This window comes from Actinomadura sp. NPDC048032 (assembly GCF_040653175.1).
Taxonomy (GTDB): domain Bacteria; phylum Actinomycetota; class Actinomycetes; order Streptosporangiales; family Streptosporangiaceae; genus Spirillospora; species Spirillospora verrucosospora.
In genome coordinates this window covers 1-25,975 of record NZ_JBEZJP010000066.1, presented here as the reverse complement: position 1 = coordinate 25,975, position 25,975 = coordinate 1, and the positions used below count along the sequence as shown (strand labels likewise).

Sequence of the window (25,975 nt, the reverse complement as noted above, 5' to 3'; positions counted from 1 at the left end):
AGCGGCCGCTTCTGTTCGCGGCGTCGGTGGCCGACAACGTCCGGCTGGGTGATCCGGGCGCGGGGATGGAGCGGGTGCGGGAGGCGGTGCGGGCGCACGCTTTTATGGCCCGTGCGCGCTCGCCGGTTTCACATATGGACGACGCCGACCCTGAGAAGAATCGGGGCCAGTAAAGAGTCGATGACGCGGAAAAGGTGTACGTGGAGCCAGAACTTTGCGTTGACACCTGATTCTCCGCGCACGAGTGCGACGTGGACGGAATGCCTGACGGCCCCGCCGCGCCCCCACGGGCGGCGGGGCCGTCCCTTCACCGGCTCCCGCGGCTTCCGCTACGGCCGCTTCGTCTCCCAGTACTTCCAGCCTTCCTTGGTGGTCGGGATGTTGCCGTAGAAGGCGGTCAGGAGCTGGTCCGTGCAGTTCCGGCGGGTGCGGTACTTCTCGAACAGCACCTTGTAGCCGATCACCCGGTAGCGGATGTGCCCGTACCGGTTCTTACTGATCTTGTGCTCGTACGCGTGGCCGACGGTCACGTTGTTGCTCTTGGTCGCCGACTCGGACACGCTGGCCTTGACCGTGGCCCACACCGCGCTGAGGGACACCTCCGCACCGTGCTCCAGCGACGCCGTCTTGGTGTACGACCGCTCGACCTTGCCGGTGATCTTGCCGCCCTTGCCGTCCACGAAGTGCGTGCCCGGCACCCAGTAGCTGACCACCTTCTTCGAACCGACCTTGTAGAAGACGTCGGTCGGGCACACCCTGGACGACGTGACCGTGCCGGCCGGCGAGGCGGGGGCGGCCGTCGCCGGCGTGGCGCTCGCGGTGAGGGCCGCCGCCGTCACCAGGCCGAGTCCGATCGTGCGGGCCTTGGACATATGCACTCCTCCACTGGTCGGCGCGAAAGGCGAAAGCCGTCGCGCAATGGGCCGCGATGCGCGGCTTCGAGCAGTCAAGCCGTCCTGATCAGGAGTGCGCACGCATTCGAGCGTTCGGGATAGACCCGAACGCGCAGTTTTGCGACACTCTGCGCGTGAACGACGACGCCGAACTCGACCCTTTCGCGATGACCACCGAAGAACAGTTCGTCGTGGGGCTGCGAAGGCTCCGGGAACGCAGCGGTCTGACCTTCAAGGAGATCGAGCGGCGCACTTCGGCCGGGAGCGGTTTACCGCTGCCGTCGTCCACTCTGGCCACGGCTCTCCACCGGAACACCGTGCCCCGCCGCGAGATCGTGGAGGCGCTCGTCGAGGTCTGCGACGGTGACGTGGCCCGGTGGCTGACCGCCCGGGAACGCCTCCTCCACCCGATGCCCGCCGAACCGTCCGCTCCGCCCGTCCAGGACGAGAACCCTCCGGCACCGTCGAGCGACGCGGCGCCACCCGACGACGCGGTACCACCGGACGACGCGGGCCCGGCGGAAGAGCCGGGGCGGCTCCGCTCGCGGCCGCGGCGGGGCGTCGCCGCCGTCGTCGCCGCGGCCGTGGCGGTGGCCGCGATCGCCGCCGGGATCGTCCTCACCCACCCGTCCCAGGGCAAAGGCCCCTCCCAGGCCGCCCCGGACGCCTCGCCTGCCCGACCCTCATCGGGTTCGACGCTCCTGCTCGGAGGGTTCTGCCTGTCAGAACGCCGGAACGACCGAGCCGGACTGGTGTTCCTCGCCCACTGCGCTGAGAGCTTCCCGCCGCGCCAGCTCACGCGGGACGGGGAACACTGGCGCGTCACCACTCGGCACCCGCAGTTCGGCGACGGCTGCATGGGGGTCCTGGACGCCTCGTTCGGGCCTGGCTCGCCGATGTCCGACGACACCTGCGACCGCACGGAACCCGACCTGTTCACCCTCCGGTCGTCGGCCGGCGGCGTCCAGTTGAGGCCCCAGGGCGGCGATCTCTGCGTCGGTGTGAAGGGCGAGCCCGCGGTCCGCGCCCCGGTGCTCCAGTTGCCGTGCGACGAACGCGCGCCCGGCCAGCTCTTCACCGTCGCCGAGCGCTAGCGCCGTTCACTACTTGACGCGAGAGAGCAAGTACTTGCTATCGTTCGTCAAGTGACGACCACGCAAGACCACATCGAGCTCGTCGCCGAGCTGGTCCGGATGCTGGAGACGCGGATCTTCGATCCTTTGGAGATCCTGCTGGCCTCCGACGAGCCGCTCGGGCCGATCAGGGCGCGGCTGCGCGTGGAGGCCGAGGTCTGGGCGGCCCAGCTGCTCGGCGCCGACCGGGAGCGGGCCACGCTGACCGCGGCACGGCTCATCGGGGTGCTGTTCCCCGGTGACGGGCCCTTCGACCCGCCCGCCGCGTGGTGGCGCACCGCGCTGGGACGGGCCGTGGCCCGCACGACCGCCCACCCCGCGGCGGCCGTCCCGTACTCCACGGCCGGGGCGATGCTCGGCATCACCCGGCAAGGCGTCCACGACCTGGTGAAACGCGGAAAGCTCGACAGGGATCCCGGCGGCGGCGTCACCACCTCCTCCATTCGCGACCGGCTCGACCGACCCCCAGGAGAACAGCCGTGGCACCGCAAGAAGTGATCGTCGATGACCGTCCGGTCCGCCTGGCCGCCCGCGACCACGGCGGGGCCGGGTCTCCGGTGCTGCTGCTCCACGGCCTGGGCGGCACCCTCCTGCACTGGGACGCCGTCGCGCCCCTGCTGACCGGCGCGCACCGGGTCGTCGCGATGGACCTGCGCGGCCACGGGCTGTCCGGCGACGGGCCGTGGGAGTGGGAGGCCGTCCTGGACGACGTGCAGGCGGTCGTCGACCACTTCGGCCTGACCGCTCCTCTCGTGGTCGGCCATTCCCTCGGCGGCATGGTCGCGGTGCGGTGGGCGCTGCGCCATCCGGACGGCCCCGGGATCGTCAACGTCGACGGCCTGCGCTCGGCCGAGACCGCGCCGGAGCACTACGCGGGCATCGAGCCCGACGAACTGACCCCGCTGCTGGCGGAGCTGAAGTCCCTCTTCGACGCCCAGGCCGAGGCGATGGCCCGGCCGCTGCCCGAGGCCCAAGCCGCGATGCTTCCCTCGCGGGCGCTGCGCACCACCGATGAGGGCGTCTACGCGCGGCCGGACGCGGAGCTGGCCGGGCAGATCAGGTACGACCCGTACTTCCAGGACAGCGTGGCGGCGGTGGCCGGCATCCGCTGCCCCGCCCTGTTCGTCCTGGCCACCGAGAACCTGCCCGGCCTGCCGGGCCGCGTCGGCGACCTCATGGCGGCGCAGCGTGCGGGCGTCCGCCGCGACCTGCTGGCCCTCACCGCCGATCGGCCGCACCTGCGCGTGCTCGAACAGGCCGGCAGCCACGCCGTGGTCGCTGAACGGCCCGAGGAGATCGCCCGGGCCGTGCTGGAATGCGACGGCCACCGCGCGGACCTTTCCTAGAACGCCGGACGGGCGCGTCGCCGGCCATTGAAAAAAGGATCACCGAACCAAACCGGGGCCGTCCTCATCAGAGATGGGCATAAGGGGGACACGGTCCAGCGGGCTGAAAGTCGAGTAAGCCGCCGTGTCGATATGGGGAGAACATGCGACTCGGTAAGGCGGCCGTTCTCGGCCTTGTGATCGGTACGGCGACGCTCGGCGCGGCCGCGCCCGCGATGGCCGACCCCGGCGACGTCGTCGTGAAGCCCGCGCAGGCGCGCCCCGGCGAGCAGGTCACCGTCGTGGGGAAGAAGTGCGAGGTCGACGGCACGGCGGGCTCGCTGGCCTTCGTGGGCGGGGCCGTCCCGCTGAACGGCGCGGAGGAGGTCGACGGCCGGGCCGGTCTCGCGACCATCAAGAAGGACACCTTCGCCGGCACCTACACGGTGCTCGTGCGGTGCGGCGCGTACAAGGGGACCGGCGAGGTCCACGTCGTGGACGGCAAGGCGCGTCCGATGTCGCAGCCCACCCCGACCGGCGGGCCGGCGACGGGATTCGGCGGCGGGACGGGCGGCGCGGACACCGCCCTTCTGGCCGGCGGAGGCGTCCTGCTGCTGGGCGGGATCGGCGCTGGCGCCATTGCCGTCCGGCGCAGGAATGGCGCGAGCGCGTAATAGCCGCAGCCTTTCTCGCGAAGGCTGGCTCCGACAATTCCAAGGGGACGGGAAGGTCGATGGGGAGAAAGGGCGGCCGGTGGGGCCCGGGGGCGGCGGCAGCGGTCCTGACGGCCGCCGGCCTCGTCCTGGTGGTCCTCGGGCTGGGCGGGCGGGCCGGTCCGCCCAGCCCGCCCGCGTGGGCCTCGACCCCCCGGGCGGTCGACCGGCACGGGCCGGTGCTGGGCCGTTCCCTGCCCGTCCGGGTGTCCATCCCGTCGATCGGGGTGCGGGCGCCGCTGTCCCGCCTGGGCCTCGGGGCGGGCGGCGAGGTGCGGGTCCCCCCGGCCGACCGGCCGGGGGAGGCCGGCTGGTACCAGGGCGGGCCCACTCCCGGCGAGCGCGGCGCGGCGGTCATCCTGGGCCATGTCGACTCCGGGAAGGGCGCCGCGGTCTTCTACGACCTGGGCCGTCTGAGGCCCGGGAACCGCGTCGAGGTGGACCGCGCGGACGGCCGGGTGGCGGTGTTCACCGTCGAGTCCGTGGAGCGCGTCCCGAAGGGCCGCTTCCCCACCGCGCGCGTCTACGGCCCGCTCGACCACCCCGGGCTCCGCCTGGTCACCTGCGGCGGCGCGTTCGACCGCGCCGAGCGCGGCTACCGCGACAACGTCATCGTCTACGCCGCCGAGACGGCGGTCCGGTAGCCCCGGCCGAAGGCCGATCCGGTCACTGCGCCGGGGAGACGAGGGTGCCGGAGGACTGGAACGCGGTGGTCAGGATCCGGCCGACCTTGTCGAGATTCTTCCGCAGCTTGACGGCGCCGGTCGCGCCGCCGGACAGACCGGTCGTCGCGAGCCCGAGCTCGACGACCACGGTCCCGTCGGGCTGCGACCTCAGGAGCAGGTGGTACTTGTAGTGCGTGGCGAACGCTCCGAGGAGCATCGCCTTGGTGCGGGTCCCCTTCTCGACGATGCCCTGGCCGGGGTTCTCCCACGTGAATCGAAAGCCCTCGGGCTGCAGGGCGGCCTCCACGACGGCACGGACCTGGTCGAGGGTGCCGGACACCGCGAGGCTGACGGAATTGGCCATGGTTCTCCTTGATCGAGTGGGATCGGGGGGCCGGCGCCGCCGCCCCCCGACATGAGACGTCCGTCCACTCCCCGAGTACGCAAGTCCGACCGGTCACCTCGTTCGCCCACGCCAGGGGTGACAACGCCTGGTTGTGACCAGGGCGGGCGGTTGTTTGATCCGCGGCCCCGCCGCCCGCTTGGATCTCCCTGGCCGCCGGAGGCGCGGCCGGCGGAAGGGGTGTGGCGATGGTGCGCACGGGGGAGCGACGGTCGCTCGGCCGGGAGTTCGGGTGGCTCTGGACGGCCTACGCGGTCAGCGCGTTCGGGACGTGGCTCGCCTTCGACGCGTTCCCCCTGATCGCGATCACCGTGCTGCACGCCGGGCCGGCCCGGGTGTCGGCGCTGGCCGCCGCGGGCCTGCTGGCGGGGGCGGCGGTGGCGGTGCCGCTCGGCCCGTGGGTGGAGTTCCGCCGCAAGCGGCCCGTGATGGTCGCGATGGACCTGGTCCGGTGCGCGGCGCTGCTGAGCCTGCCCGCGGCGTTCCTCCTCGGCGGGCTCGGCTTCGCCCACCTGCTGGTCGTGTCGGTCGTCGTCGCCGCGGCCGACATCGCCTTCACCGCGGCGAGCGGCTCCTTCCTGAAGGCGCTCGTCCGGCCGGACGACCTGCTCACCGCGAACGGGCGGCTGGAGTCCACGAGCTGGACCGCCACCATGCTCGGGCCGCCGCTCGGCGGCGCCGCGATCGGCCTGTTCGGCCCGCTGGTCACCGTGGCGGCCAACGCGGTCAGCTTCCTGGCGTCGGCGGCCGGGATCCGCGCGATCGGGGGGACGGAGCCGCGCCCGGCCCGGAGCGCGGGCGCCCGGCTCCGGGCGGGGGACCTGCTCGAAGGGTGGCGGCACATCCTCACCGGCCCGGCGCTGCGCTCGCTGTTCCTCAACCAGATCCTGGTCGGCGGGCTGATCATGGCGACGGCGCCGGTGCTGGCCGTCCTGATGCTCGGCGACCTCGGGTTCGCGCCCTGGGAGTACGCGCTGGCGTTCGCCGTGCCGTGCGTGGGAGGGCTCGCCGGTTCGCGGCTGGCCCGGCCGCTGGCCGCGCGGTTCGGACGGGCCAGGACCATGCTGGTCTTCGGCACCCTGCGCGCGTGCTGGCTGCCCGGGCTGGCCTTCGTCCGCCCGGGCGTCGCCGGCCTGGTGCTCGTCATCGCCGTCGAACTCGGGCTGATCACCTGCATGGGGGTGTTCACCCCGCTGTACGCCACCTGCCGGCTGGAGTGGACGCCGCCCGACCGCGTCGCCCGCGTGCTGTCGGCGTGGTCGGTGACGAGCAAGCTCACGATCGCGGCCATGACGGGACTGTGGGGCGTGCTGGCCGGGCTCACCGGCCCCCGCACGGCCGTCGCGGTCGCGGGCGTCCTGTCCCTGGCGACCCCGGCGCTGCTGTTCCGCAACCGCCGCGCGCTCGCCGCCCCAGACGGCTTGACGCAGGTCAGCGCCAGTGCGAGCGTGACAAGAGAGGGGGAAGGGGGACCCGACATGATTGAGATCAAGAGCATCGAGAAGCCGGACGACCGGCGCGACTTCCCCAGGGGGCACCTGGAGATCGCCAACCTCAGCGGCCTCGTCTTCGGGAAGGCGACGTTCGAGCCCGGATGGCGCTGGACGGAGTCGGTGAAGGACATCGCGGGCACCGACCTGTGCGAGGTCCACCACAACGGCTACGTCGTCCAGGGGCGGATGCACATCCGCATGCGCGACGGCGCTGAGCAGGAGGTCGGCCCCGGCGACGTGTTCGTCGCCACGCCCGGCCATGACGCATGGGTCGTCGGGGACGAGGCCTGCGTCATGTTCGACTTCGCCGGCGGCATCGGCGAGTACGCCAAGGCCGGTCACTGAGCGTTCGGTTCCGTGAGGCGGGGGCGCCGTCAGATGCCCCCGCTTCCGCGTGTCAGGAGGACTCCGGGCCGGGTTCCGCGGGCCTGTGCCGCCGGTAGTGCCGCGCGACGCGGACGCGGTTGCCGCAACGCGCCGCCGAGCACCAGCGGCGGCGCGGGTGGGCGGGCAGGAAGAGCAGCACGCAGTCATCGGCCTCGCACGCCGCGTCTTCTACCGCGAGTCCCTGCCGGAGAGGGAGGACGCGCCCGTCCTGCTGCTCCTGCACGGCTTTCCGTCCGCCTCGCACCAGTTCCGCCGGCTCGTCGACGTCCTCGGCGCCCGCTACCGGCTGATCGCCCCGGACTACCCGGGCTTCGGCCACACGCGGGCGCCGGACGACTTCGCCTACTCCTTCGACGGGCTCGCCGACGTCATGGAGGGCTTCGTCGAGCGGCTCGGCCTCACCCGTTTCGCCATGTACGTGTTCGACTTCGGGGCGCCGGTCGGGTTCCGGCCAAGGAAGCCCAGGTCGCGCTGGCCTTCGACTACCACTCCAACGTCGAGCGCTACGGCCGCTGGCAGGCCTGGCTGCGCCGGTGGACGCCCACCCTCATCGTCTGGGGAGCCGGCGACCCGTTCTTCACCGTGTCCGGCGCCCGCGCCTACCTGCGGGACGTCCCGGACGCGGAGCTCCACCTTCTCGACACCGGCCATTTCGCCCTCGAAACCCACCTCCGGGAGATCGCGCCCCTCGTCGCCGCGTTCCTCGACCGTCTCGGGGCGTAGCGGGCCGGAAGGTCCGCAGGTCGCGAGGGCGGGGGCGGCGGTTCCGGCGAGAATTGATGACGCCGGGAGAGGCCGGGACGGGTAGGTTCGGGGAATGAACGATCGGCCTACTCTCGAGGACATCCGCCGCGCGCCGAAGGTGCTGCTGCACGACCACCTTGACGGCGGCGTGCGGCCCGCCACCATCGTGGACCTGGCGCGGGAGACCGGGTACGGGGACCTGCCCACCACCGACGCGGACGCCCTGCGGACGTGGTTCGAGGAGGCCTCCAACTCCGGATCGCTCGAACGGTACCTGGAGACGTTCTCCCACACGGTCGGGGTGATGCAGACCGTCGAGGCGCTCACCCGGGTCGCCTACGAGTGCGCCGAGGACCTCGCGAACGACGGGATCGTCTACGCGGAGGTCCGGTACGCCCCCGAGCAGCACCTGCGCGAGGGGCTGTCGCTGGAGCAGGTCGTCGAGGCCGTCCTGGACGGCTTCGCCCGCGGCCGCGAGGACTTCGGCATCCGCGTCGGGACGCTCGTCACCGCGATGCGGCACCAGGCGCGCAGCATGGAGATCGCGGAGCTGGCCGTCCGGTACCGGGACGCGGGCGTCGTCGGGTTCGACATCGCGGGCGCCGAGGCCGGGTACCCGCCCACCCGCCACCTGGACGCGTTCGAGTACCTGCAGCGCGAGAACGCGCACTTCACGATCCACGCGGGCGAGGGGTTCGGGCTGCCGTCGATCTGGCAGGCGATCCAGTGGTGCGGCGCCGACCGGCTCGGGCACGGCGTCCGGATCATCGACGACATCGAGGTCGAGGGCGGCGAGGCGCGGCTCGGCCGGCTCGCCGACTACGTGCGCGACAAGCGGATCCCGCTGGAGATGTGCCCGACCTCCAACATCCAGACGGGCGCGGCGAAGTCGATCGCCGAGCACCCGATCGGGCTGCTGCGGAGGCTGAGCTTCCGGGTCACGGTCAACACCGACAACCGGCTGATGAGCGGCACGACGCTGTCGGAGGAGTTCGCCAAGCTCGCCGACGCGTTCGGCTACGGATGGGACGACCTGCAGTGGTTCACGGTGAACGCGATGAAGTCGGCGTTCGCGCCGTTCAACGAGCGGCTCGAACTGATCAACGGGGTGATCAAGCCCGGTTTCGCGCAGCTCAAGTGGAGCGGCGCCCGGCCCCTGGCATGATCGAGCCATGACCATTCGCTCCACCGGCGGGCGCGTCGCCGCGTACGCGTGGCTGGTGTTCGCCGCCCTCAACCTCGTCGACCTGTTCGTCGGCATCACCGGCGACCCCGACTACTCGCTGACGACGGTGACGATCGCGTTCCTGCTGCTGCTCGGCTGCGGGATCGCCTACACGGTCGGGCTGCGGCCGCTGATCGCCGGCGACGAGGACGGGGTGACGATCCGCAACCCGCTGCGGGACGTCCGGGCGCCGTGGGGCGCGGTCCGCCGGATCGAGGGCAGGAACGCGCTCACGGTGGTGTTCGCCGGCCCGGACGGGACGGACCTGGAGACCCGGGCGTGGGTGCTCCAGACCTCGCCCCGGGCGCAGGCCAAGGCGGAGGCCCGCGCCGAGAAGGAGGCCCGCAAGGGCAAGGGGCAGGCGCAGGGGCTCGATCTGCGGGGGCGGACGCCGACCGCGTACGCGGCGCAGCAGTTGAACGAGATGAAGGAACGGCAGCGCTCCACGGCCCGGTCGGGCGCGCCGGACAAGGCGGCCAGGGCCAAGGCCGAGGCGGAGGAGCAGGGGCCCGCCAGGGGGAGGGTCACGTGGTCCGTTCCCGCGGTGGCCTCGCTGGCCGTCCCGCTGGCGGTGGTCGTCGCCCTGCTGATCGTCGGCGCGGTCGGCTGAGGGCCCCGGTCGGCTGAGGGGGCCGGGTCAGCCGATGGCCGCGGACACGTCCGCGCGGAGGGCCTCCAGGTCGGCGGCGGCGCGCGCGCGGACCTCGGCGACGTCCCCGTCCACCGGGAGGACGACCTCCAGGTAGCACTTCAGCTTCGGCTCCGTCCCGGAGGGGCGCACGACCACCCGCGAGCCCCCGGCCAGGCGGAACCGGAGCCCGTCGGTGGGCGGCAGGTCCCCGGCGGGCAGGGCGAGGTCGTCGAAGGACTCGACGCGCCGCCCGCCGAGCTCGCGCGGGGGATCGGAGCGCAGCCGGGCCATCGCCGCGGTGATCAGCGAGAGGTCGCTCACCCTGACCGACAGCTGGGACGTCGCGTGCAGCCCGTACCGGCGGGCTTGCGCGTCCAGCAGGTCGAGCAGCGTGCGGCCGTCGCGCCTGGCGTCGGCCGCGAGCGCGGCGACGGCGAGCGCGGCGCCGATGCCGTCCTTGTCGTTGACGAGCACGCCCCGGTCGTCGCCGACGCTGTAGCCGAGCGCCTCCTCGTAGCCGAACACCATCCTGAGGCCCGGACCGCCCGCCTTCATGATCCACTTGAAGCCGGTGAGCGTCTCGGCGAACCGGACGCGGTGCGCGGCGGCGATCGAGCGCAGCAGCGACGACGACACGATCGTCGTCGCGACCAGGCGGTCGTCGCCCGTGGTGTGCCGCAGCACGTGCTCGGCCAGCAGCCCGCCGACCTCGTCCCCGGTGAGGATCCGCCACCCGGACGGGCCCGGGACGGCGACGGCGCAGCGGTCGGCGTCCGGATCGTTCGCGATCACCAGGTCGGCGCCGCGGGCCCCGGCGAGGCCGAGCGCCAGGTCGAGCGCGCCCGGCTCCTCCGGGTTCGGGAAGTCGACGGTGGGGAAGTCGGGATCGGGCTCGGCCTGCTCCGGGACGACGGCCGGCGCGGGGAACCCGGCGCGCTCGAACGCGGCGAGCAGGACGTCCCGGCCCACCCCGTGCAGGGGCGTGTAGACGATCGAGACGTCCCGGTCGCCGCCGAGGCGCAGGGACGACACCGCGTCCAGGTAGAGGCCGGCGCCCTCGTGCACGGGCCACCCCTCGCCGAGGGGGAGCTCGTCGACGCGGCCGACGGCGTCGATCGCGGCGGAGATCTCCGCGTCCGTCGGCGGGACGATCTGCGCCCCGTCCGCCCAGTACACCTTGTAGCCGTTGTCGCGCGGCGGGTTGTGGCTGGCCGTGACCATGACGCCCGCCACGATGTCGTCGAACGCCCGGGTGAAGTGCGCCAGGACCGGCGTCGGGACGGGATCGGCGAACACCTCGGGACGCAGCCCCGCCCCGCTCAGCACGGCCGCAGTGTCGTCGGCGAACCGCCGGGAGCCGTGCCGCGCGTCGAACCCGATCACCACCCGGCCGCCGGCGGGCAGCCGGGCGGCCAGACCGGCGGCGGCGCGCATGACCGTCACCCGGTTCATCCGGTTCGGCCCGGCGCCGAGCTCGCCGCGCAGCCCGGCCGTCCCGAACTCCAGCCGCGTCCCGAACCGGTCGGCGAGGACCGCCTCGTCGCCCGCGTCGAGGATCGCCCGCAGTTCGGCGCGGGTCGCCGGGTCGGGGTCCTGGGCGAGCCACTCCCCGGCCCGCGCGCGCAGGTCGCTCACAGCTTCGCCAGGACGGTGGCGAGCAGGGTGCCCATGCGGCCGGCCGACGCGCGTCCCGCCGCGAGGACCTCCTCGTGGTCGAGCGGCTCGTCCGACAGCCCCGCCGCGATGTTGGTGACCAGGGAGATGCCGAGCACCTCCGCGCCGCCCTGGCGGGCCGCGATCGTCTCCAGCACCGTCGACATGCCGATCATGTCGGCGCCCAGCGTGCGCAGCATGCGGATCTCGGCGGGCGTCTCGTAGGTCGGGCCGCGGAACGCCGCGTAGACGCCCTCCGACAGGCTCGGGTCGGCCTCCTTGGCCAGGGCCCGCAGGCGTCCCGAGTACGCCTCGGTCAGGTCGAGGAACGTCGCGCCGGTCAGCGGGTTCGCACCGGACAGGTTCAGGTGGTCGGAGATCAGCACCGGGTCGCCCACCCGCTGGTGCTCGGGCCGCAGCCCGCCCGCCGCGTTCGTGAGCACCATCGTCTTGACGCCCGCGGCGAGCGCCGTCCGGACGCCGTGCACCACGGAGTCGACCCCGCGCCCCTCGTACAGGTGCGTGCGGCCGAGGAACACCAGCGCGCTGCGCCCGCCGATCTCCACGACCCGGATCCGGCCGGCGTGGCCCTCCACGGCCGGCGGCGCGAACCCGGGCAGCTCGGCCACCGTCAGCTCGGCGGCGGGCTCGCCCAGCTTGTCGGCCGCCGGAACCCACCCGGACCCCATGACGAGGGCGACGTCGAAGGAGTCGATGGACGTGCGGGAGCGCAGCGCGTCCGCGGCGTCCCGTGCCAGTGCAAAAGCGTCGTTGCTCACGCCGCCGACACTACCGCCGCGCCGCCCGGCCGCCGCCGGTCAGTCGCCCAGCGACTTGCAGGGGCGTGTGCGCAGGTCCTTGACGTAGTCGTCGGGCGCGCCGGCCTTCTCGGCGGCGTCGGCGAGGATGCCGAGATAGCGCGCGGACGGCAGCCCGCCCTCGTAGTCGTCCAGGACGTACATCCAGCACAGTGCGTCGCCGTCGAGCGTCTGCACCCGCACCCTGATCTTGCGGTAGACGTTGAGCGCGGCGCCCTCCCAGGCGTCGAGTTCCTTCTCGTCCCAGGCAGGCACGTCGTAGATGACGACGAAGACCTGCTCGGAGTCGTCCTCGACGACGGTCGCGAGAGCCCCGTCCCAGCCCTTGTCCTGCCCGCCGAAGGTCAGGCGCCAGCCGGCGAGCCAGCCGGTGCCGCGCATGGGCGAGTGGGGAGCCCGGCCGGCCATCTGCTCGGGGTCCATGTTGGAGGCGTACGCCGCGTACAGAGCCACGGGGGGAAGGCTACGCCAAGTAAGGCTCGGGGGTGTGGGGGACGCCCCCTACAGGGAAGACGCCACCGGGGGGCGGGGGTGCGGCTGTTGTGGTCTGCGATGGAACGCGCCACACCGGTTGATGGGCCACTCGGGGGTTGTTGCAGGAAGAAAGGGTCCGGAGCGGGACTTTTCACTGCCGTGAGTAGGAAACAATGGAAGATGTGACCCGCATCGTGATCATCGGAGGAGGCCCGGGCGGTTACGAGGCCGCGCTCGTCGCGGCGCAGCTCGGCGCCGACGTGACCGTCGTCGAACGGGACGGTCCGGGCGGCGCGTGCGTGCTCACCGACTGCGTGCCCTCCAAGACGCTCATCGCCACCTCGACCCGCATCGCGGTCATGTCGGAGTCGGCCGGCCTCGGGCTGCGCTTCAACGGCGGCCCGGACGGGATCGTCGGCGCCCTCGAAGCCGACATGGCCACCGTCAACAAGCGCGTGAAGGACCTCGCACGGGCCCAGTCGTTCGACGTCGCCGAACGGCTCGCCTACGAGGAGGTCAAGATCGTCCGCGGCGAGGCGCGGCTGGTGGAGCCGCACGTCGTGGCGGTCGGCGAGCGCCGCATCCACGCCGACATCGTGCTCATCGCGACCGGCGCGACGCCGCGCGTGCTGCCCGGCGCGGAGCCGGACGGCGAGCGCATCCTGAACTGGCGCCAGCTCTACGACCTGCCGGAGCTGCCCGAGGAGCTGATCGTGGTCGGCTCCGGCGTGACGGGCGCCGAGCTCGCGGGCGCCTACCTGTCCCTCGGCTCGAAGGTGACGCTGGTCTCCTCGCGCGACCGGATCCTGCCCACGGAGGACGCCGACGCCGCCGCCGTCCTGCAGGACGTGTTCCTGCGGCGCGGCATGAACGTCATGTCGCGGTCGCGGGCCGCGGCCGTGGAGCGGTCGGGCAACGGCGTGATCGTCACGCTGGAGGACGGGACGAAGGTCGAGGGCACCCACTGCCTGATGACCGTGGGGATGGTCCCGAACACCCGGGGCATCGGCCTGGAGGAGGTCGGCGTGCGGTGCGACGCGCGCGGCTTCGTCGAGGTCGACAAGGTGTCGCGGACGTCCGTCCCGCACATCTACGCCTCCGGCGACTGCACCGGCGTGCTCATGCTGGCGTCCGTGGCCGGCATGCAGGGGCGCATCGCGATGTGGCACGCGCTGGGCGAGGCCGTGCAGCCGCTGAAGCTCGGCTGGGTCTCCTCCAACATCTTCACGGATCCCGAGGTCGCGTCGGTCGGCGTGACGCAGCACATGGTCGACTCCGGGGACGTCAACGCCCGGACGGTCATGCTGCCGCTGTTCACCAACGCGCGCGCCAAGATGCAGGGCTTCGAGGACGGCTTCGTGAAGCTGTTCTGCCGCCCGTCCACGGGGATCGTGCTCGGCGGCGTCATCGTGGCGCCGCGGGCCAGCGAGCTGATCCTGGGCGTGTCGATCGCCGTCCAGCAGCACCTCACGGTCGACCAGGTGGCGCACACGTTCGCGGTCTACCCGTCGCTGTCGGGCAGCATCACCGAGGCGTCCCGCCGGCTGATGGCCGAGCACGCCTACTAGCGGCGTGCCCGGCCGGGCCGTCCGGAGATCCGGCTAGAAGTAGCGCAGGGCGACGTAGACCCACGCCATCAGCGTGCTCAGCACCGTCACGATGATCCCGTACCGGGTGAACTGCCAGAAGCTGATCGGGTTGCCGGTCTTGGCGGCGATGCCGATCGCGACCACGTTGGCGCTCGCGGCGACGGCCGTCCCGTTGCCGCCGAAGTCCGCGCCGAGGGCGAACGACCACCACAGCGCCTGCGCGGTCGTGGGGTCGGGCGCGCCCGCGGCCATCCCCTCCACGATCGGCGCCATCGTCGCCGCGTAGGGGATGTTGTCGAAGAACGCGCCGAGCACGGCCGATCCGAACAGCAGAGCGGTGGCGCCCGCGAAATAGTTGTCGCCCACCGCGTCCGCCGACCAGGTCCCGATCCTCTCGATGACGCCGGTGTGCCCGAGGGCGGCCACCATCACGAACAGCCCCATGAAGAAGACCAGGACGGGCCACTCCACCTCTTCGAGGACCTCGGAGACCTGGACGCGCGACACCAGCAGCATCACGCCCGCGCCGACGAGCGCCACGATGGACGGCTCGACGTGCAGCACCGAGTGCAGCGAGAACCCGGCGATGACCAGGCCGAGCACGGCCAGGCACCGGACGAGGAGCGCCGGATCGGTGATCGCCTTGCGCTCGTCCAGCGACATCACCTCGGCCGCGTACCGCTCGTCGTACCGGAAGGAGGAGCGGAACAGCACCCGGGCCAGCAGCACGAACGCGATGAAGACGATCACCGTGATCGGCGCCATGTGGACGAGGAAGTCGTTGAACGTCAGCCCCGCCCGGCTGGCGATGATGATGTTCGGCGGGTCCCCGATCAGGGTCGCGGCGCCGCCGATGTTGGACGCCAGCACCTCGGCGATGAGGTAGGGGTGGGCCGGGACGCGCAGCCGGTTGCAGACCACCACCGTCACCGGCGCCACCAGCATGATCGTGGTGACGTTGTCCAGGAACGGCGAGGCGACCGCGGTGATGAGCATCAGCATCACCAGCAGCCGGTACGGCCGGCCCCTGGAGCGCTTGGCCGCCCAGATCGCCAGGTAGTCGAAGAGCCCGGTGCCCTTGACGACCCCCACGATGATCATCATTCCGAGCAGCAGGAAGATGACGTTCCAGTCGATCCCGTCGTGCTCGGAGAAGAAGACCTCGGCGCCGGGGGCGAGCCCGAGGACCGTCAGCACGCCCGCGGCGACGAGGACGACCTTGACCTTGTCGACCTTCTCGGTCGCGATGAAGAAGAACGCGACCACGAACACGGCGAGTGCCGCGACCGCGGTCACCGCGCGCCCTCGCGCCGGGCGCCGGCGGGGGAGCCGTCCCTCAGTCGCCGGGCCTGGTCAGCGCCAGCGCCGACAGCAGCCGGTCGAGCGTGACCGCCCCGGCCAGCAGCCCGGCCTCGTCCACCACGGCGACCAGTGGGCTGCGCTGGCGCGCCATCAGCGTGGCGAGCTCCAGCAGCGTCGCGGACGTCCTGACGATCACCGGGCGGGGAGTGGGCGTTGCGAGGCAGTCGCCGACCGTGAGGTCGCGGATCTCGTGCCAGAAGACGTCGGCGTGCGCCTCGTCCACGGTCCGGGTCAGGGCCGGATCCTCCTGGTAGGCGACGGGGACCGCCAGCCGCAGCACCTGCGTGCCCGGCAGGACGACCAGGGGGCGCTGCGTCCGGTCGATCACGATCAGGCCGGGCAGCCGCCCGAGCGCCATGACCTGGATGGCGTGGGCGATCGAGTCGCCCAGGGTCACGGTGGGCACCTGTACGGCGATGTCCCGCGCTTGCATGGTGTCCTTTCGGCTTCCGGAAAGCCTGGTCCTCCGGGTGGATAGGGTCCTCCTTCTGGCGCCGGGGGCGGACCCGTCACGGGACGGCCTCCGCGGTGCCGTGGGCGGGGGACGGTGCCCTCCGCCCGTTCGCCGTGCCATGCGTCCGCCCCTTTCGTCCTGCGGCTTCCAGTCTTTTCGGCGGCGGCCCGCGTCCCCATCGGGCGCGGCACCCATATCGGGCGGTGGGGATCATGTATTCGCGGGCGGCGGCCCGGTCCCGCCGGGGCGGCGCGCCTAGGATGAGGACGAGACCGCAGGTGACCGGTGCGCACGAGAGGCGGTGATCGGTGCACGCGGGAGGCTTCGCGCACACCCGGGAGTCGGCGACCCGGATCCTGCTCGCCGACGACCACGCGCTGGTGCGCCGGGGGCTGCGCCTGATCCTGGACGCCGAGCCCGACCTGACCGTGGTGGCGGAGGCCGCCGACGGGGCGGAGGCGGTCGACGCGCTCGCCGCGGGCGGCGTCGACCTGGCGATCCTCGACATCGCGATGCCCCGCATGACGGGGCTGCAGGCCGCGCGGGAGATCTCCCGCCGCTTCCCCGGCGTCCGGACGCTGATCCTGTCGATGTACGACAACGAGCAGTACCTGTTCGAGGCGCTCAAGGCGGGCGCGTCCGGGTACGTGCTGAAGTCCGTCGCCGACCGCGACCTGCTGCACGCCGTCCGCGCCGCGATGCGCGGCGAGCCGTTCCTGTACCCGGCGGCGGTGACCGCGCTGATCCGCGAGTACCTCGACCGCGACCGGCGCGGCGAGGGCCAGGCGAGCATCCTGACGCCCCGCGAGGAGGAGATCATCAAGCTGGTCGCGGAGGGCTACTCGTCCCGGCGGATCGCCGAGACCCTCACGATCAGCGTCAAGACCGTCGACCGGCACCGCGCCAACATCCTCGGCAAGCTCGGGATGCGCGACCGGCTGGAGCTGACGAAGTACGCGATCCGCGTCGGGCTCGTCGAGCCCTGAGCGGCGGGCGCGGCGCCCGGCGGCGTCAGGCCCGGCGTGCGCCGGGCGGGGGGACGACCAGCCTCACCTCGGTGCCGCCGCCGTCCGCCGGGCCGATCGTCAGCTGCGCGCCGACGAGCATCGCGCGCTCCCGCATCCCGTGGATGCCGGACCCCACCCGGTCCGGCGGGCCGGTCCCGTCGTCGGCCACCCGCAGGACGACCCGGCCCTCCTCGTCCTGGGCGAGCGACAGCTCGGCGTTCCGCGCGCCCGAGTGCCGCCACACGTTCGTCAGGCTCTCCTGCGCGATCCGGTAGATCACCAGTTCGGCGTCCGCGCCGAGCCCCTCGGGGACGGGCTGGACGCGGCGGGTCACGCGGGGGCCGCCCGTCCCGGAGAAGTCCGTGGCGAGGGCGGTGAGCGCGCTGGTCAGCCCCAGGTCGTCCAGGACGCCGGGGCGCAGCCGCCGGGCGACGCGGCGCACCTCGTCCAGGCTGGACCGGACGGTCTCCTGGACCTCCCGCAGCTCCTCCGAGATCTCCTCCGGCGCCCGGTTCGCCACCGACTTCAGCTCCAGCAGCACCACGGTGAGGGTCTGGCCGATCTCGTCGTGGAGCTCCTGGGCGATGCGGCGGCGCTCCGCCTCCTGCGCGTCCAGGACGAGGGCGGTGCTGGTGCTGCGGTCGGCCTCCAGCCGGTCGAGCATCGCGTTGAACTCGTCGACCACGTGGAACAGGTCGCCGCTGCCGCCGGCCGGCAGCCGGTCGCCGGAGCGCAGCGAGTCCATGCGCGCCATCAGCGCGGTGAGCCCATCCAGCGGAGCCAGGCCGGCGCGCAGCAGCAGGGCGTTCGCCGCGACCATGACCGCCAGCCCGCCCAGGAGCACGAAGAACTCGTTCAGGAGGATCGGCGTCGACACGGTCACCGGTCCCACCGCCAGCACGAGGGTGCCGACCACGAACACCAGGCCGTTGATGCCGAGGATGCGCCAGAACAGCGCGGACGCGGGTGTCCTGCTCACGGGGAACGCCCCTCAGAAGCCGCCGAAGTCCCCGCCTCCGCCGAAGTCGCCGCCGCCCCCGAAGTCGCCTCCGCCGAAGTCCCAGCCACCGCCGACGTCGCCGTCGCCCCCGCCGAAGTCGCCTCCGCCGAAGCCTCCGCCGAACCCGCCGCCCCACATCGAGCCGAGCGCGGTGCCGATCAGCATGCCGCTGAGCAGGTCGACGCCGCCGTAGCCGTAGTAGTAGCCGCCGGCGTAGGGCGCGTAGGCGGGGCCGGCGTTCCAGTACGGCTGCCGCCCCCCGCCGACCGGGACCATGCGGACGTCGGGGTCGTTCCCGTGCAGGACGGCCTCCGCGTCGGCCGCGCACGCCGGGACGGAGCGGGCGACGCCGCCGGGCGGCGCCCACGTCACGTCCTGGACGGACGGCCCGTGCTGCGGGTTGAAGAAGCAGGGCGGGCGCCGCTCGGGCACCGGGTCGCCGGCGAGCCGGGCGCGCGTCGCGGTCATGTAGTAGCGGCCGTCCTCCAGCGCCGTCGTGACCTCCTGCATGTCCTGCGGCCGGGCGGCGCGCTCGGTCGCGGACTTGGCGCGGTCGTAGGAGTTCATCGCGCGCTCGTAGTCGGCGCGGGTGTCGGGATCGAGGCCGCTGTCCATGACGTTCAGGTCGAGGCGGGCGATGTCCTCGCCGAGGAGCGTCACGTCCTCCTGTACGCCCGCCTTGAGGTCGGCCATCTCGCGCGCCGCCCGCTCCCGCCGCTTCCTCCTGGCGTTGAGCATGACGCCCGTGATCGCCGCCACCACGAGCACGAGCACGCCGAGCAGCACGTAGCCGATCGTCGCGCTGGACCTGGAGTCGCTGTCGACCTTCTTCTCGGCGAGGCCGCCGAACTGGATCAGCCGCTGCTTCAGCGGCGCGCCCTCGGTGCGGGTGACCAGCTGGTTGATCTCCGCGCGGTCCAGCTTCTTGGAGATCGCGCCCATCCGGGCGCCGTCGGCGGTGACCGCGACGTAGGTCTGGCCCTTGCCGACGCGCTCGGCGACGGCCGGGAGCAGTTGCCGGACCTCGGCCGCGGTCACGTCGTTGCGGACGACCACGGCGCGGATGTCGGCGTCGCTGTCGCCGCCGAGGGACGTCTCGATCTCGTTCCGGTCGGCCGGGGTCAGCGGGTTTCCGGCGCCGCTCGTCACGTACAGCCGCGAGTCGATCAGGCCCTTGGCGATCTGGCCGACGGTGTCGTCCGCCGCCGCCCGCGGAGCCGCCGCCCGCACGGCGGTTCCCGTCGCCGTCGCCGTCGCCGTCGCCGTCGCCGTCGCCGTCGCCGTCGCGGTCGCCGTCGTGCGGGTGGCGGCGGCCTGCGACGCGGCGGCGCCCGCCGGGGCGGCCAGGGCGAACGCCGGGACGGCGACGGCGGCGATGACCGCCGCCGCGGCGCCCCCGCGAGCCGCTCGAACGGCCCGGTTCTCGGTGCTCATGCTCTCAGTCTGCCCACGTGGACGCACCGATGCGTCCTTCGCAGGACGGATTTGCGCACGCGCCGCATGGGCGCTGCGCCCCATCCCCTCCAGGGACCCGGAGCGCCGGGGCCCTGGAGGCGGCGCGGGCCGGGGGCCGCGCTCAGGAGTCCTTGATCTCGCAGATCACGGCGCCCGCGGAGACGGTCTGGCCCACCTCGGCGGACAGGCCGGTGAGCGTCCCCGCCTTGTGCGCGGTGAGCGGCTGCTCCATCTTCATGGCCTCCAGGACCACGATGGTGTCGCCGGCCGCCACGGTCGCGCCCTCCTCGACGAGGAGCTTGACGATGGTGCCCTGCATCGGGCTGACCAGGGAGTCGCCGGACGCCTGCGCCGCGCCGCCCTTCTTGGCGCCGCGCCGCCTGGCGGGCGCCGCCTTGCCGGCGGCGGGGGCGGCGGAGGCGCCGAACCCGGCGGGCAGGACGACCTCGATGCGGCGGCCGCCGACCTCCACGGTGACGCGCTCGCGCTCGCCCTCGTCCTCCTCGCCCGCGGGGGGAGCCTCGTGGGGCGGGATCGTGTTGTCGAACTCCGTCTCGATCCACCGGGTGTGGACGCTGAACGGGGTCTCGTCGTCCGCCGGGACGAACGCCGGGTCGTCCAGCACCGCCCGGTGGAACGGCAGGACCGTCGGCATGCCCTCGACGACGAACTCGGCGAGGGCGCGGCGGGACCGCTCGACGGCCTGCCGCCGCGTCGCGCCCGTCACGATCAGCTTCGCGATGAGGGAGTCGAACTCCTGGGGGACGGTCTGCCCGGCCTCGTAGCCGGCGTCCAGGCGGACCCCGGGGCCCGTCGGGGGGTGCCAGGCCGTCAGGGTGCCGACGGCGGGCAGGAACCCGCGCCCGGCGTCCTCGGCGTTCAGCCGGAACTCGATCGAGTGGCCGCGCAGCTCCGGGTCGCCGTAGCCGATCTCCTCGCCGTCGGCGACGCGGAACATCTCGCGGACGAGGTCGACCCCGGCGACCTCCTCGGTGACGGGGTGCTCGACCTGCAGGCGCGTGTTGACCTCCAGGAACGAGATCGTCCCGTCCTGGCCGACGAGGAACTCGCACGTCCCGGCGCCGACGTAGCCGGCCTCCTTCAGGATCGCCTTGGACGAGGAGTACAGCAGCTCCAGCTGCTCCTCGGACAGGTACGGCGCGGGCGCCTCCTCGACGAGCTTCTGGTGGCGGCGCTGGAGCGAGCAGTCGCGCGTGGACACCACGACCACGTTGCCGTGCTTGTCGGCCAGGCACTGCGTCTCCACGTGCCGGGGCTTGTCGAGGTACCGCTCGACGAAGCACTCGCCCCGCCCGAAGGCGCCCACGGCCTCGCGGACGGCCGACTCGTACAGCTCGGGCACCTCCTCCAGCGTCCGGGCGACCTTCAGGCCGCGCCCGCCGCCGCCGAACGCGGCCTTGATCGCGATGGGCAGGCCGTGCTCGCGCGCGAACGCGACGACCTCGTCCGCGCCCGACACCGGGTCGGCGGTGCCGGCGACCAGCGGCGCGCCCACCCGCTGGGCGATGTGCCGGGCCTGCACCTTGTCGCCGAGCGCGGTGATCGCGGCCGGCGGCGGACCGATCCAGGTCAGTCCCGCGTTCTGCACGGCCGCGGCGAAGTCGGCGTTCTCCGCCAGGAAGCCGTAGCCGGGGTGGACGGCGTCGGCGCCCGACTCCGAGGCGATCTTCAGCAGCTTGTCGATGTCCAGGTAGCTCTCGGCCGCCGTCCGCCCGCCGAGGGCGAACGCCTCGTCGGCGACCCGAACGTGCAGCGCCTCCAGATCGGGCTCGGCGTACACCGCCACACTGGCCAGCCCCGCGTCGCGGCAGGCACGGGCGATACGGACCGCGATCTCGCCGCGGTTGGCGATCAGGACTTTGCGCACGTGGGTCTCCTCCTTCAACCTCGCAGGCAGTCTAGATAACCCGGATCCCAGGTTTTCGTAAGCCCCTCCTTATTGGGGGCGAGGTCCCGGATAGTGGGAGGCTTCCCCAGAAAGCGGTACCCCCAGGGGGATCCGGGCGGGGCTCCGGTCCGTCTCATCCGGGAACCCGCGGCACGACCCCCCGTGCGGGCATGAGAGGAGCCACCGTGGCCGAGAAGAAGACGTCCACAGCCAGGGAGAAGGCCGGCGCGACCCGGCGCTCCGGGGTGAGGGCGCCCAGCCGGCGCACCGCCATCGTCGCCGCCGTGCTGCTGGTCGTCGTGGGATGGCCGGTGCTGAGCGCGCTGTTCGGCGGCTTCGAGCGCACCGGCGGCGGCGAGATCGCCGTCGTCCGCAACGGCGGGTTCTTCGACAACAACAGGATCCGGCAGGTCATCGACCCCGGATCCGGCCGCGTCTGGGTCGGGCTCTACTCGCAGGTCCACAAGTACCCCGCCCAGCAGCGCTTCTACACGATCACCTCGGACTCCGGGAAGGGCGACGAGTCCGGCGTGGACGTCGTCACCGTGCCGAGCTCGGACGGCGTCAACATGGGCATCGAGGGGACGCTGTACTTCACGCTCAACCAGGACCACAAGGCCCTCAGGCAGTTCGACGACAAGTACGGCACCCGCAAGTTCCGCAGCGCCAGCGGCGAGACCTACAACGTCTACGACGGCGACAAGGGCTGGTCGGCGTTCCTCGACCAGATCGTCCGGCCGGTCATCGACAACGACCTGCGCAGCCAGATCAACAGCTTCCGCTGCGCCGAGCTCGTCTCCTCCTGCGCCCTCGTGCAGAACTCCTCCGCGCCGAGGAACGTCCAGACCGCGGGGCAGCAGGCGCAGAGCAACAACGGCAACATCGCCAAGGTGCAGAACGCGATCAACACGAGCCTGGCCGCGGACCTGGAGCAGACGCTCGGCGGCAAGTTCGTCACCAACATCCACTTCAACCTGGTGCGGATCACCCTGCCGGCCAAGGTGCAGGACGCGGTGGACCGCGCGCAGGCCGCGTTCGCGCAGATCAGCGAGGCCCAGGCCAAGGTCGCCTCGGCCAAGGCGGAGGCCGCGGCCAACAAGGCCCGCCAGGACGGCTACAACAAGTGCCCGACCTGCGCGAGGATCGAGGAGCTGAAGGCCCTTCCGCAGGGCATCACGGTCTACGCGCCCGGCAACCCGAACGGCTCGCTCCTGCGGGGCAGGTAGGCGCCGGGGCGGCGGCGGGCGCGGACGGCGAGGGAGGCGGTCGTGCGGTTTCTGATCGTTCTGGTGGCGCTGGCGGTGGCGGCCGTGGTGGTCGTCCTGCTGCTCTACGGGTTCTCCGACCGGTCGTCGCGGAGCCGGGCGCGGCTGGAGGGCGGCGCCCGGTGGGAGGCGCACACCGAGTCGACCGGCGGCGTCACCACGGTCGTCGTCCGGCGGGTCTCCCGCGGCGGCGCCGGTGAGGTGCTCGCGGAGCTCGGCCGCCAGGCCGTCGCCGCCATTCCGGACGGTGATCCGGAATGGGAGGAGCGCTACCACGAGGCGATGGCGCGGGCCCGCTCGCGCGTCGCCGCACTGGAGAGCGAAGCGGACTGAACCGGCGTTCCTCCCACGGTCCGGCCGTGTAATGTCGGCTCGGACCCACCAGCCTTTGATCAGCGGGAGAGGCCGATGGTTCGCCCGTGGCCCCGGGCCGGACTGGCGGTCGTGCTGGCCGCCTGCCTGCTGGCGCCCGCGTCGGGCGTGCGCGGGCCGACCCCTGCGGTGGAGGACTACCTCACCCGCCAGCTCACCGTCGCCGCGAACTCCTACCTGGAGCGCCGCTCCCAGGCCCTCGTGCAGAAGGACGGCCGCGACCGCGGCGCCGCCCCCACGGAGGTGCTCGGCGTGCGGATCTCCCCGTCGCTGGTGCGGTCGCAGGAGAAGGCCGTCCGGGAGCTGGAGACCCGCAACCGCGCTCCCGTGGAGGGCGGCCCCGCCTACACCGGGGCCCGCACGCGCCTGGACGAGGGCCGCGCCGTCCGCACGGGCGACCGCATCACGCTGGAGGCGGTGGAGCACACGGAGATGCGCTACGGCCTCGGCGGCCGGGGGAAGGTCACCCAGTCGGTGCGGCGCCGGTTCGAGTTCCGCGCGTCCGGCGAGCAGATCACCATGGTCGGCGAGCGGGTCCTGGACCCGGGGGCGCACCCGGTGAACGACCCGATCGGCGAGAACCGCTGACGCGCCGCTCCTCCCTTTCTTGCGGCGATCTCCATTCACCTCCGGAAACCGCTCTGAAATTCTCTTGACGCGCAGTAATTATCCTCGTCACAAGCCGTTCGGTCCCGCCCTCGCTGGCCACATCCGGACAGGCCGTCATGGTGGGAATGTGGCCGTTTCGACGGGGGATACCCGGGGGGTCGCTGGATGGATGTGATCGGTGGGGCGTAGGCTGGCGCCATTCCTGCGGCAGCGGCTGGAAACGTTCCAACGATCAGCGAGGAAAGGGCCGGGGCGATGGGTGACAAGCGCGGCGCCAACCTGGGCGAGCTAGAGGAACTGTCCCGCATCTTCAGCAAGCACTCCCGCAACCTCGACGCCCTCATCAAGGACCTCAACGGCCGCACCGTGAGCAGCAGCGCGGCCTGGTGGGGCCCCGGGGCCGACCGCTTCCGCGCCTCCTGGGCCGAGGCCAAGACCGCCTTCGACAAGATGGCCGTCGCCCTCGAACAGGGCAGCCAGGACATCCGCAGGTCCCAGCAGAACATCGAGGCCGCCACGCGCTGAGCCTCCGCGAGCCGCGGGTCCCGGCCCATCCCCCCGAGGCCGGGACCCGCCTTTTTTCTTCGCCCGGCGCCCTCCGCCCGGCGGGGGCCGGTCGCGATCAGTCGGAGCCGACCGGAGGGGGAAGCGCCACCTGGATCCGGGTGGTGGCGCCCGCGGCCACGAACAGGCCCCGGCCGGTGGGCCCGCCCAGCGGCGCGTTGCGGGGCAGGCGCAGCCCGAACAGGTCGCCGTCGTCCGGGGAGTCCACCGACAGCAGGACGCCCGACCGCGAGCGCCGGGTGTCGGACAGGAAGCCCCGGTAGCCGCGGCCCAGATCGTCGGTGGTGCCGCCGATCACGACGGCGTGCTCCCCGTCGCGGGCGGTGCGCAGGACGCCGCTCAGGGCCTCGTCCAGCTCGGTCTCGTCCAGGAGCTCGGCGTCGTCCACGACCACCGCGAAGCGGTGCTCGTCGCCGATCGCGCGTTCCAGGTCGTCGGCGCCGGAGTCGGACGTCAGCACGCCGAGCACGCCGGGCCTGCCCGCCAGCAGGCGCAGCGGGGAGCGGCGCGGCGTCACCAGGACGACCGGGACGAGCCCGCCGCCGACCGCGGGGTCGAGCAGCGACTGGACGATCGTCCGCAGCGTCGTGGAGCGGCCCGAGCGGGGCGGCCCGGCGACGGCGAACCCCGGGCCCTCGTTGAGCAGGTCGACGCCGACGGGCGCGAGCGTGTCGCCGCCGACGCCGACCAGCGCCCACAGCGCCGAGGGGGCCAGGAACTCCGGGTCGAGCGACATCGCCTCCCGGTAGGTGACGCGGACCGGCAGCTCGTCCACGTGCAGGGGACCCCGGCGGCGCGGCAGCCGGCCGTAGCGGGACACGCAGCTCCGGGCGATCTCCTGCAGGGCCGCGACCTGGGCCGCGCCGGACGCGTCGTCCCCGAGGAGCGCGATCTGCGACTCGCGGGGAGGCGCGCCGGGCCCCGCGGGCTCCAGGGCGCGCCCGGGCGGCATCTCGGCGGGGATCTGCCGGTCCTGCAGGCCGCCGTACCCGTAGTCGTTCGGGTCGGCCATGCGCAGGATGAGGCGGCGGTCGAAGACCGTGGAGACCTGCCCGCCGAGACCGGAGCGGTCGCCGGTGAACACGGCGCGCAGCCCGGCCGCGGCGCCCTCGCGCAGCAGCCGGACGACCTGGTCGACGAGGCGCCCGTAGTCGTAGTGCTCGAACGCGCCGAGGAAGCCCTCCCAGCGGTCCAGGAGCAGGACCATCCACGGGAGGCGGTCGGTGGCGGCGACGGCGGCGCGCTGCTCGGCGAGGGAGGAGAACCCCGCCTCGGCGAGCACCTGCTGGCGGCGGGCGACCTCGGCGGAGAGCGCGGTGAGGAGGCGCTCGCAGCGGTCGAGCTGGTCGCGGGTCACGACGGCACCGCAGTGCGGGAGGGAGACCAGCGGCAGCAGGGCGTTCGCGCCGCAGTCGACGGCGTACAGGTGCGCGTCGTAGGGGGAGGACGCCCCCGCCAGGGACCCGGCGATCGTGCGCAGCGCCGTGGAGCGGCCCGACTGCGCGGACCCGGCGATGTAGAGGTGGCCGCCCGCCGCGAGGTCGAGCGTCAGCTCCTCGCGGGACTGGACGGCGGGCAGGTCGGTGACGCCGAACGGGATCGGCGGGACGTCCACGACGGAGCCGCCCGCGGCGGTGCGGGGCGCCAGCGCGACCCGCTCGGGCAGCGGGCTCAGCCACGGCGAGGGCTGCCGGGCGATCCCGGCGCGGCGCGCGGCCTCGTCGACCGCCTGGACGAGCACGCCGAGGTCGGTGGCGAGCACGGCGTCGTCGGCCGCCTCGCGCGGCGCGGGCAGCGGATGGCCGAGGCCCTGCCACGGCAGCGGGTGGACG

The 25,975-nt window shown here is 73.2% G+C and carries 27 protein-coding genes and 1 pseudogene; 16 read left to right on the top strand and 12 right to left on the bottom strand.

Annotation, left to right across the window (positions count from 1 at the left end; genetic code table 11):
- Positions 1-329: 329 nt before the first annotated feature.
- Positions 330-872 carry a hypothetical protein gene (locus AB0C69_RS12245; protein ID WP_360352893.1) on the bottom strand — a complete coding sequence of 181 codons (543 nt, stop codon included), beginning with the start codon at positions 870-872 and terminating at the stop codon, positions 330-332.
- Between the two features lie 155 nt (positions 873-1,027).
- Between AB0C69_RS12245 and AB0C69_RS12240 the strand changes: the two genes are divergently transcribed.
- The 5 genes from AB0C69_RS12240 (at position 1,028) to AB0C69_RS12220 (ending at position 4,708) form a co-directional block, all read left to right on the top strand.
- Positions 1,028-1,987, top strand: a complete 960-nt coding sequence (locus tag AB0C69_RS12240; RefSeq protein ID WP_360352891.1) for a hypothetical protein — start codon at positions 1,028-1,030, stop codon at positions 1,985-1,987.
- 51 nt (positions 1,988-2,038) lie between these two features.
- Positions 2,039-2,524: a hypothetical protein gene (locus AB0C69_RS12235; protein ID WP_360352889.1), complete on the top strand. Its 486-nt coding sequence runs from the start codon at positions 2,039-2,041 to the stop codon at positions 2,522-2,524.
- Entirely contained in the window at positions 2,506-3,372 is an 867-nt protein-coding gene (locus tag AB0C69_RS12230; protein ID WP_360352887.1) for an alpha/beta hydrolase, read from the top strand. Before AB0C69_RS12235 ends, AB0C69_RS12230 begins: the two co-directional genes overlap by 19 nt.
- A gap of 143 nt (positions 3,373-3,515) precedes the next feature.
- Entirely contained in the window at positions 3,516-4,025 is a 510-nt protein-coding gene (locus AB0C69_RS12225) for a hypothetical protein (RefSeq protein WP_360352885.1), read from the top strand.
- A gap of 59 nt (positions 4,026-4,084) precedes the next feature.
- A complete protein-coding gene (locus tag AB0C69_RS12220; protein WP_360352883.1) occupies positions 4,085-4,708 on the top strand; it encodes a class F sortase in 624 nt (207 codons plus the stop codon).
- A gap of 22 nt (positions 4,709-4,730) precedes the next feature.
- Here AB0C69_RS12220 and AB0C69_RS12215 read toward each other — a convergent pair whose 3' ends face one another.
- The gene (locus tag AB0C69_RS12215; RefSeq protein WP_360352881.1) at positions 4,731-5,093 is read right to left on the bottom strand and encodes a hypothetical protein; all 363 of its coding nucleotides are present in this window, start codon (positions 5,091-5,093) and stop codon (positions 4,731-4,733) included.
- 227 nt (positions 5,094-5,320) lie between these two features.
- Here AB0C69_RS12215 and AB0C69_RS12210 point away from each other — a divergent pair, with 227 nt between their 5' ends.
- Positions 5,321-6,970, top strand: coding sequence for an MFS transporter (locus AB0C69_RS12210; RefSeq protein ID WP_360352879.1), 1,650 nt, complete (start codon positions 5,321-5,323; stop codon positions 6,968-6,970).
- Positions 6,971-7,022: 52 nt separating this feature from the next.
- On the opposite strand, the gene AB0C69_RS12205 is transcribed toward AB0C69_RS12210, so the two are convergent.
- A complete protein-coding gene (locus tag AB0C69_RS12205; protein WP_360352877.1) occupies positions 7,023-7,235 on the bottom strand; it encodes a CGNR zinc finger domain-containing protein in 213 nt (70 codons plus the stop codon).
- On the opposite strand from AB0C69_RS12205, the pseudogene AB0C69_RS12200 reads away from it, so the two are divergent.
- The 4 genes and pseudogenes from AB0C69_RS12200 to AB0C69_RS12185 all read left to right on the top strand — a co-directional run.
- Positions 7,158-7,445 (top strand): annotated as a pseudogene (locus tag AB0C69_RS12200) (alpha/beta fold hydrolase); the annotation flags it as partial. The gene AB0C69_RS12205 and the pseudogene AB0C69_RS12200 sit on opposite strands and share 78 nt — an antisense overlap.
- Before the next feature lie 149 nt (positions 7,446-7,594).
- Positions 7,595-7,735 carry a hypothetical protein gene (locus AB0C69_RS12195; protein WP_360352895.1) on the top strand — a complete coding sequence of 47 codons (141 nt, stop codon included), beginning with the start codon at positions 7,595-7,597 and terminating at the stop codon, positions 7,733-7,735.
- Between the two features lie 94 nt (positions 7,736-7,829).
- Positions 7,830-8,921 (top strand): adenosine deaminase, encoded by a 1,092-nt coding sequence (locus AB0C69_RS12190; protein ID WP_345176748.1) that lies wholly within the window; start codon positions 7,830-7,832, stop codon positions 8,919-8,921.
- Between the two features lie 7 nt (positions 8,922-8,928).
- Entirely contained in the window at positions 8,929-9,591 is a 663-nt protein-coding gene (locus tag AB0C69_RS12185; RefSeq protein ID WP_345176749.1) for a PH domain-containing protein, read from the top strand.
- Between the two features lie 27 nt (positions 9,592-9,618).
- Here the strand turns inward: AB0C69_RS12185 and AB0C69_RS12180 are convergent, their stop codons facing one another.
- From AB0C69_RS12180 to AB0C69_RS12170, 3 genes are read right to left on the bottom strand one after another with little or no spacing between them, the layout of a single operon-like run.
- Positions 9,619-11,247, bottom strand: coding sequence for a phospho-sugar mutase (locus AB0C69_RS12180; RefSeq protein WP_360352874.1), 1,629 nt, complete (start codon positions 11,245-11,247; stop codon positions 9,619-9,621).
- Entirely contained in the window at positions 11,244-12,044 is an 801-nt protein-coding gene (locus tag AB0C69_RS12175; RefSeq protein WP_360352872.1) for a purine-nucleoside phosphorylase, read from the bottom strand. The genes AB0C69_RS12180 and AB0C69_RS12175 overlap by 4 nt, the downstream gene beginning before the upstream one ends.
- Before the next feature lie 39 nt (positions 12,045-12,083).
- Positions 12,084-12,536, bottom strand: coding sequence for a gamma-glutamylcyclotransferase (locus AB0C69_RS12170; protein WP_345176756.1), 453 nt, complete (start codon positions 12,534-12,536; stop codon positions 12,084-12,086).
- 203 nt (positions 12,537-12,739) lie between these two features.
- Between AB0C69_RS12170 and AB0C69_RS12165 the strand changes: the two genes are divergently transcribed.
- Positions 12,740-14,125 carry an NAD(P)H-quinone dehydrogenase gene (locus tag AB0C69_RS12165; protein WP_345176758.1) on the top strand — a complete coding sequence of 462 codons (1,386 nt, stop codon included), beginning with the start codon at positions 12,740-12,742 and terminating at the stop codon, positions 14,123-14,125.
- 33 nt (positions 14,126-14,158) lie between these two features.
- Here the strand turns inward: AB0C69_RS12165 and AB0C69_RS12160 are convergent, their stop codons facing one another.
- Complete coding sequence (locus tag AB0C69_RS12160; protein WP_345176761.1) at positions 14,159-15,442, bottom strand: ArsB/NhaD family transporter; 1,284 nt, start codon at positions 15,440-15,442, stop codon at positions 14,159-14,161.
- A gap of 40 nt (positions 15,443-15,482) precedes the next feature.
- Entirely contained in the window at positions 15,483-15,941 is a 459-nt protein-coding gene (locus AB0C69_RS12155; protein WP_360352869.1) for a CBS domain-containing protein, read from the bottom strand.
- A gap of 329 nt (positions 15,942-16,270) precedes the next feature.
- On the opposite strand from AB0C69_RS12155, the gene AB0C69_RS12150 reads away from it, so the two are divergent.
- Complete coding sequence (locus AB0C69_RS12150; protein WP_345176767.1) at positions 16,271-16,948, top strand: response regulator transcription factor; 678 nt, start codon at positions 16,271-16,273, stop codon at positions 16,946-16,948.
- 25 nt (positions 16,949-16,973) lie between these two features.
- Here AB0C69_RS12150 and AB0C69_RS12145 read toward each other — a convergent pair whose 3' ends face one another.
- From AB0C69_RS12145 to AB0C69_RS12135, 3 genes are all read right to left on the bottom strand, one after another.
- Positions 16,974-17,948, bottom strand: a complete 975-nt coding sequence (locus AB0C69_RS12145) for a sensor histidine kinase (protein WP_360352867.1) — start codon at positions 17,946-17,948, stop codon at positions 16,974-16,976.
- A 12-nt stretch (positions 17,949-17,960) separates the two neighbouring features.
- A complete protein-coding gene (locus AB0C69_RS12140; RefSeq protein ID WP_360352865.1) occupies positions 17,961-19,403 on the bottom strand; it encodes a hypothetical protein in 1,443 nt (480 codons plus the stop codon).
- Between the two features lie 142 nt (positions 19,404-19,545).
- Positions 19,546-21,312: a biotin carboxylase N-terminal domain-containing protein gene (locus tag AB0C69_RS12135; protein ID WP_345176774.1), complete on the bottom strand. Its 1,767-nt coding sequence runs from the start codon at positions 21,310-21,312 to the stop codon at positions 19,546-19,548.
- A 206-nt stretch (positions 21,313-21,518) separates the two neighbouring features.
- On the opposite strand from AB0C69_RS12135, the gene AB0C69_RS12130 reads away from it, so the two are divergent.
- The 4 genes from AB0C69_RS12130 (at position 21,519) to AB0C69_RS12115 (ending at position 24,104) form a co-directional block, all read left to right on the top strand.
- On the top strand, positions 21,519-22,559 hold the full coding sequence (locus AB0C69_RS12130) for an SPFH domain-containing protein (protein ID WP_345176777.1): 1,041 nt from the start codon (positions 21,519-21,521) through the stop codon (positions 22,557-22,559).
- A gap of 42 nt (positions 22,560-22,601) precedes the next feature.
- A complete protein-coding gene (locus AB0C69_RS12125; RefSeq protein ID WP_360352862.1) occupies positions 22,602-22,931 on the top strand; it encodes a hypothetical protein in 330 nt (109 codons plus the stop codon).
- Between the two features lie 75 nt (positions 22,932-23,006).
- On the top strand, positions 23,007-23,558 hold the full coding sequence (locus AB0C69_RS12120) for a hypothetical protein (RefSeq protein WP_360352860.1): 552 nt from the start codon (positions 23,007-23,009) through the stop codon (positions 23,556-23,558).
- Between the two features lie 276 nt (positions 23,559-23,834).
- Positions 23,835-24,104 carry a WXG100 family type VII secretion target gene (locus AB0C69_RS12115; protein WP_089314806.1) on the top strand — a complete coding sequence of 90 codons (270 nt, stop codon included), beginning with the start codon at positions 23,835-23,837 and terminating at the stop codon, positions 24,102-24,104.
- A 97-nt stretch (positions 24,105-24,201) separates the two neighbouring features.
- On the opposite strand, the gene AB0C69_RS12110 is transcribed toward AB0C69_RS12115, so the two are convergent.
- A partial coding sequence (locus AB0C69_RS12110; RefSeq protein WP_360352858.1) for an FtsK/SpoIIIE domain-containing protein occupies positions 24,202-25,975 on the bottom strand: 1,774 nt, incomplete at its 5' end.

Excerpts from the sequence above, each read along its gene's own strand:
- AB0C69_RS12245 (WP_360352893.1), bottom strand. The coding sequence starts at position 872 with ATGTCCAAGGCCCGCACGATCGGACTCGGCCTGGTGACGGCGGCGGCC.
- AB0C69_RS12225 (WP_360352885.1), top strand. The coding sequence starts at position 3,516 with ATGCGACTCGGTAAGGCGGCCGTTCTCGGCCTTGTGATCGGTACGGCG.
- AB0C69_RS12220 (WP_360352883.1), top strand. The coding sequence starts at position 4,085 with ATGGGGAGAAAGGGCGGCCGGTGGGGCCCGGGGGCGGCGGCAGCGGTC.
- AB0C69_RS12215 (WP_360352881.1), bottom strand. The coding sequence starts at position 5,093 with ATGGCCAATTCCGTCAGCCTCGCGGTGTCCGGCACCCTCGACCAGGTC.
- AB0C69_RS12210 (WP_360352879.1), top strand. The coding sequence starts at position 5,321 with ATGGTGCGCACGGGGGAGCGACGGTCGCTCGGCCGGGAGTTCGGGTGG.
- AB0C69_RS12190 (WP_345176748.1), top strand. The coding sequence starts at position 7,830 with ATGAACGATCGGCCTACTCTCGAGGACATCCGCCGCGCGCCGAAGGTG.
- AB0C69_RS12185 (WP_345176749.1), top strand. The coding sequence starts at position 8,929 with ATGACCATTCGCTCCACCGGCGGGCGCGTCGCCGCGTACGCGTGGCTG.
- AB0C69_RS12155 (WP_360352869.1), bottom strand. The coding sequence starts at position 15,941 with ATGCAAGCGCGGGACATCGCCGTACAGGTGCCCACCGTGACCCTGGGC.
- AB0C69_RS12140 (WP_360352865.1), bottom strand. The coding sequence starts at position 19,403 with ATGAGCACCGAGAACCGGGCCGTTCGAGCGGCTCGCGGGGGCGCCGCG.
- AB0C69_RS12120 (WP_360352860.1), top strand. The coding sequence starts at position 23,007 with ATGGTTCGCCCGTGGCCCCGGGCCGGACTGGCGGTCGTGCTGGCCGCC.
- AB0C69_RS12115 (WP_089314806.1), top strand. The coding sequence starts at position 23,835 with ATGGGTGACAAGCGCGGCGCCAACCTGGGCGAGCTAGAGGAACTGTCC.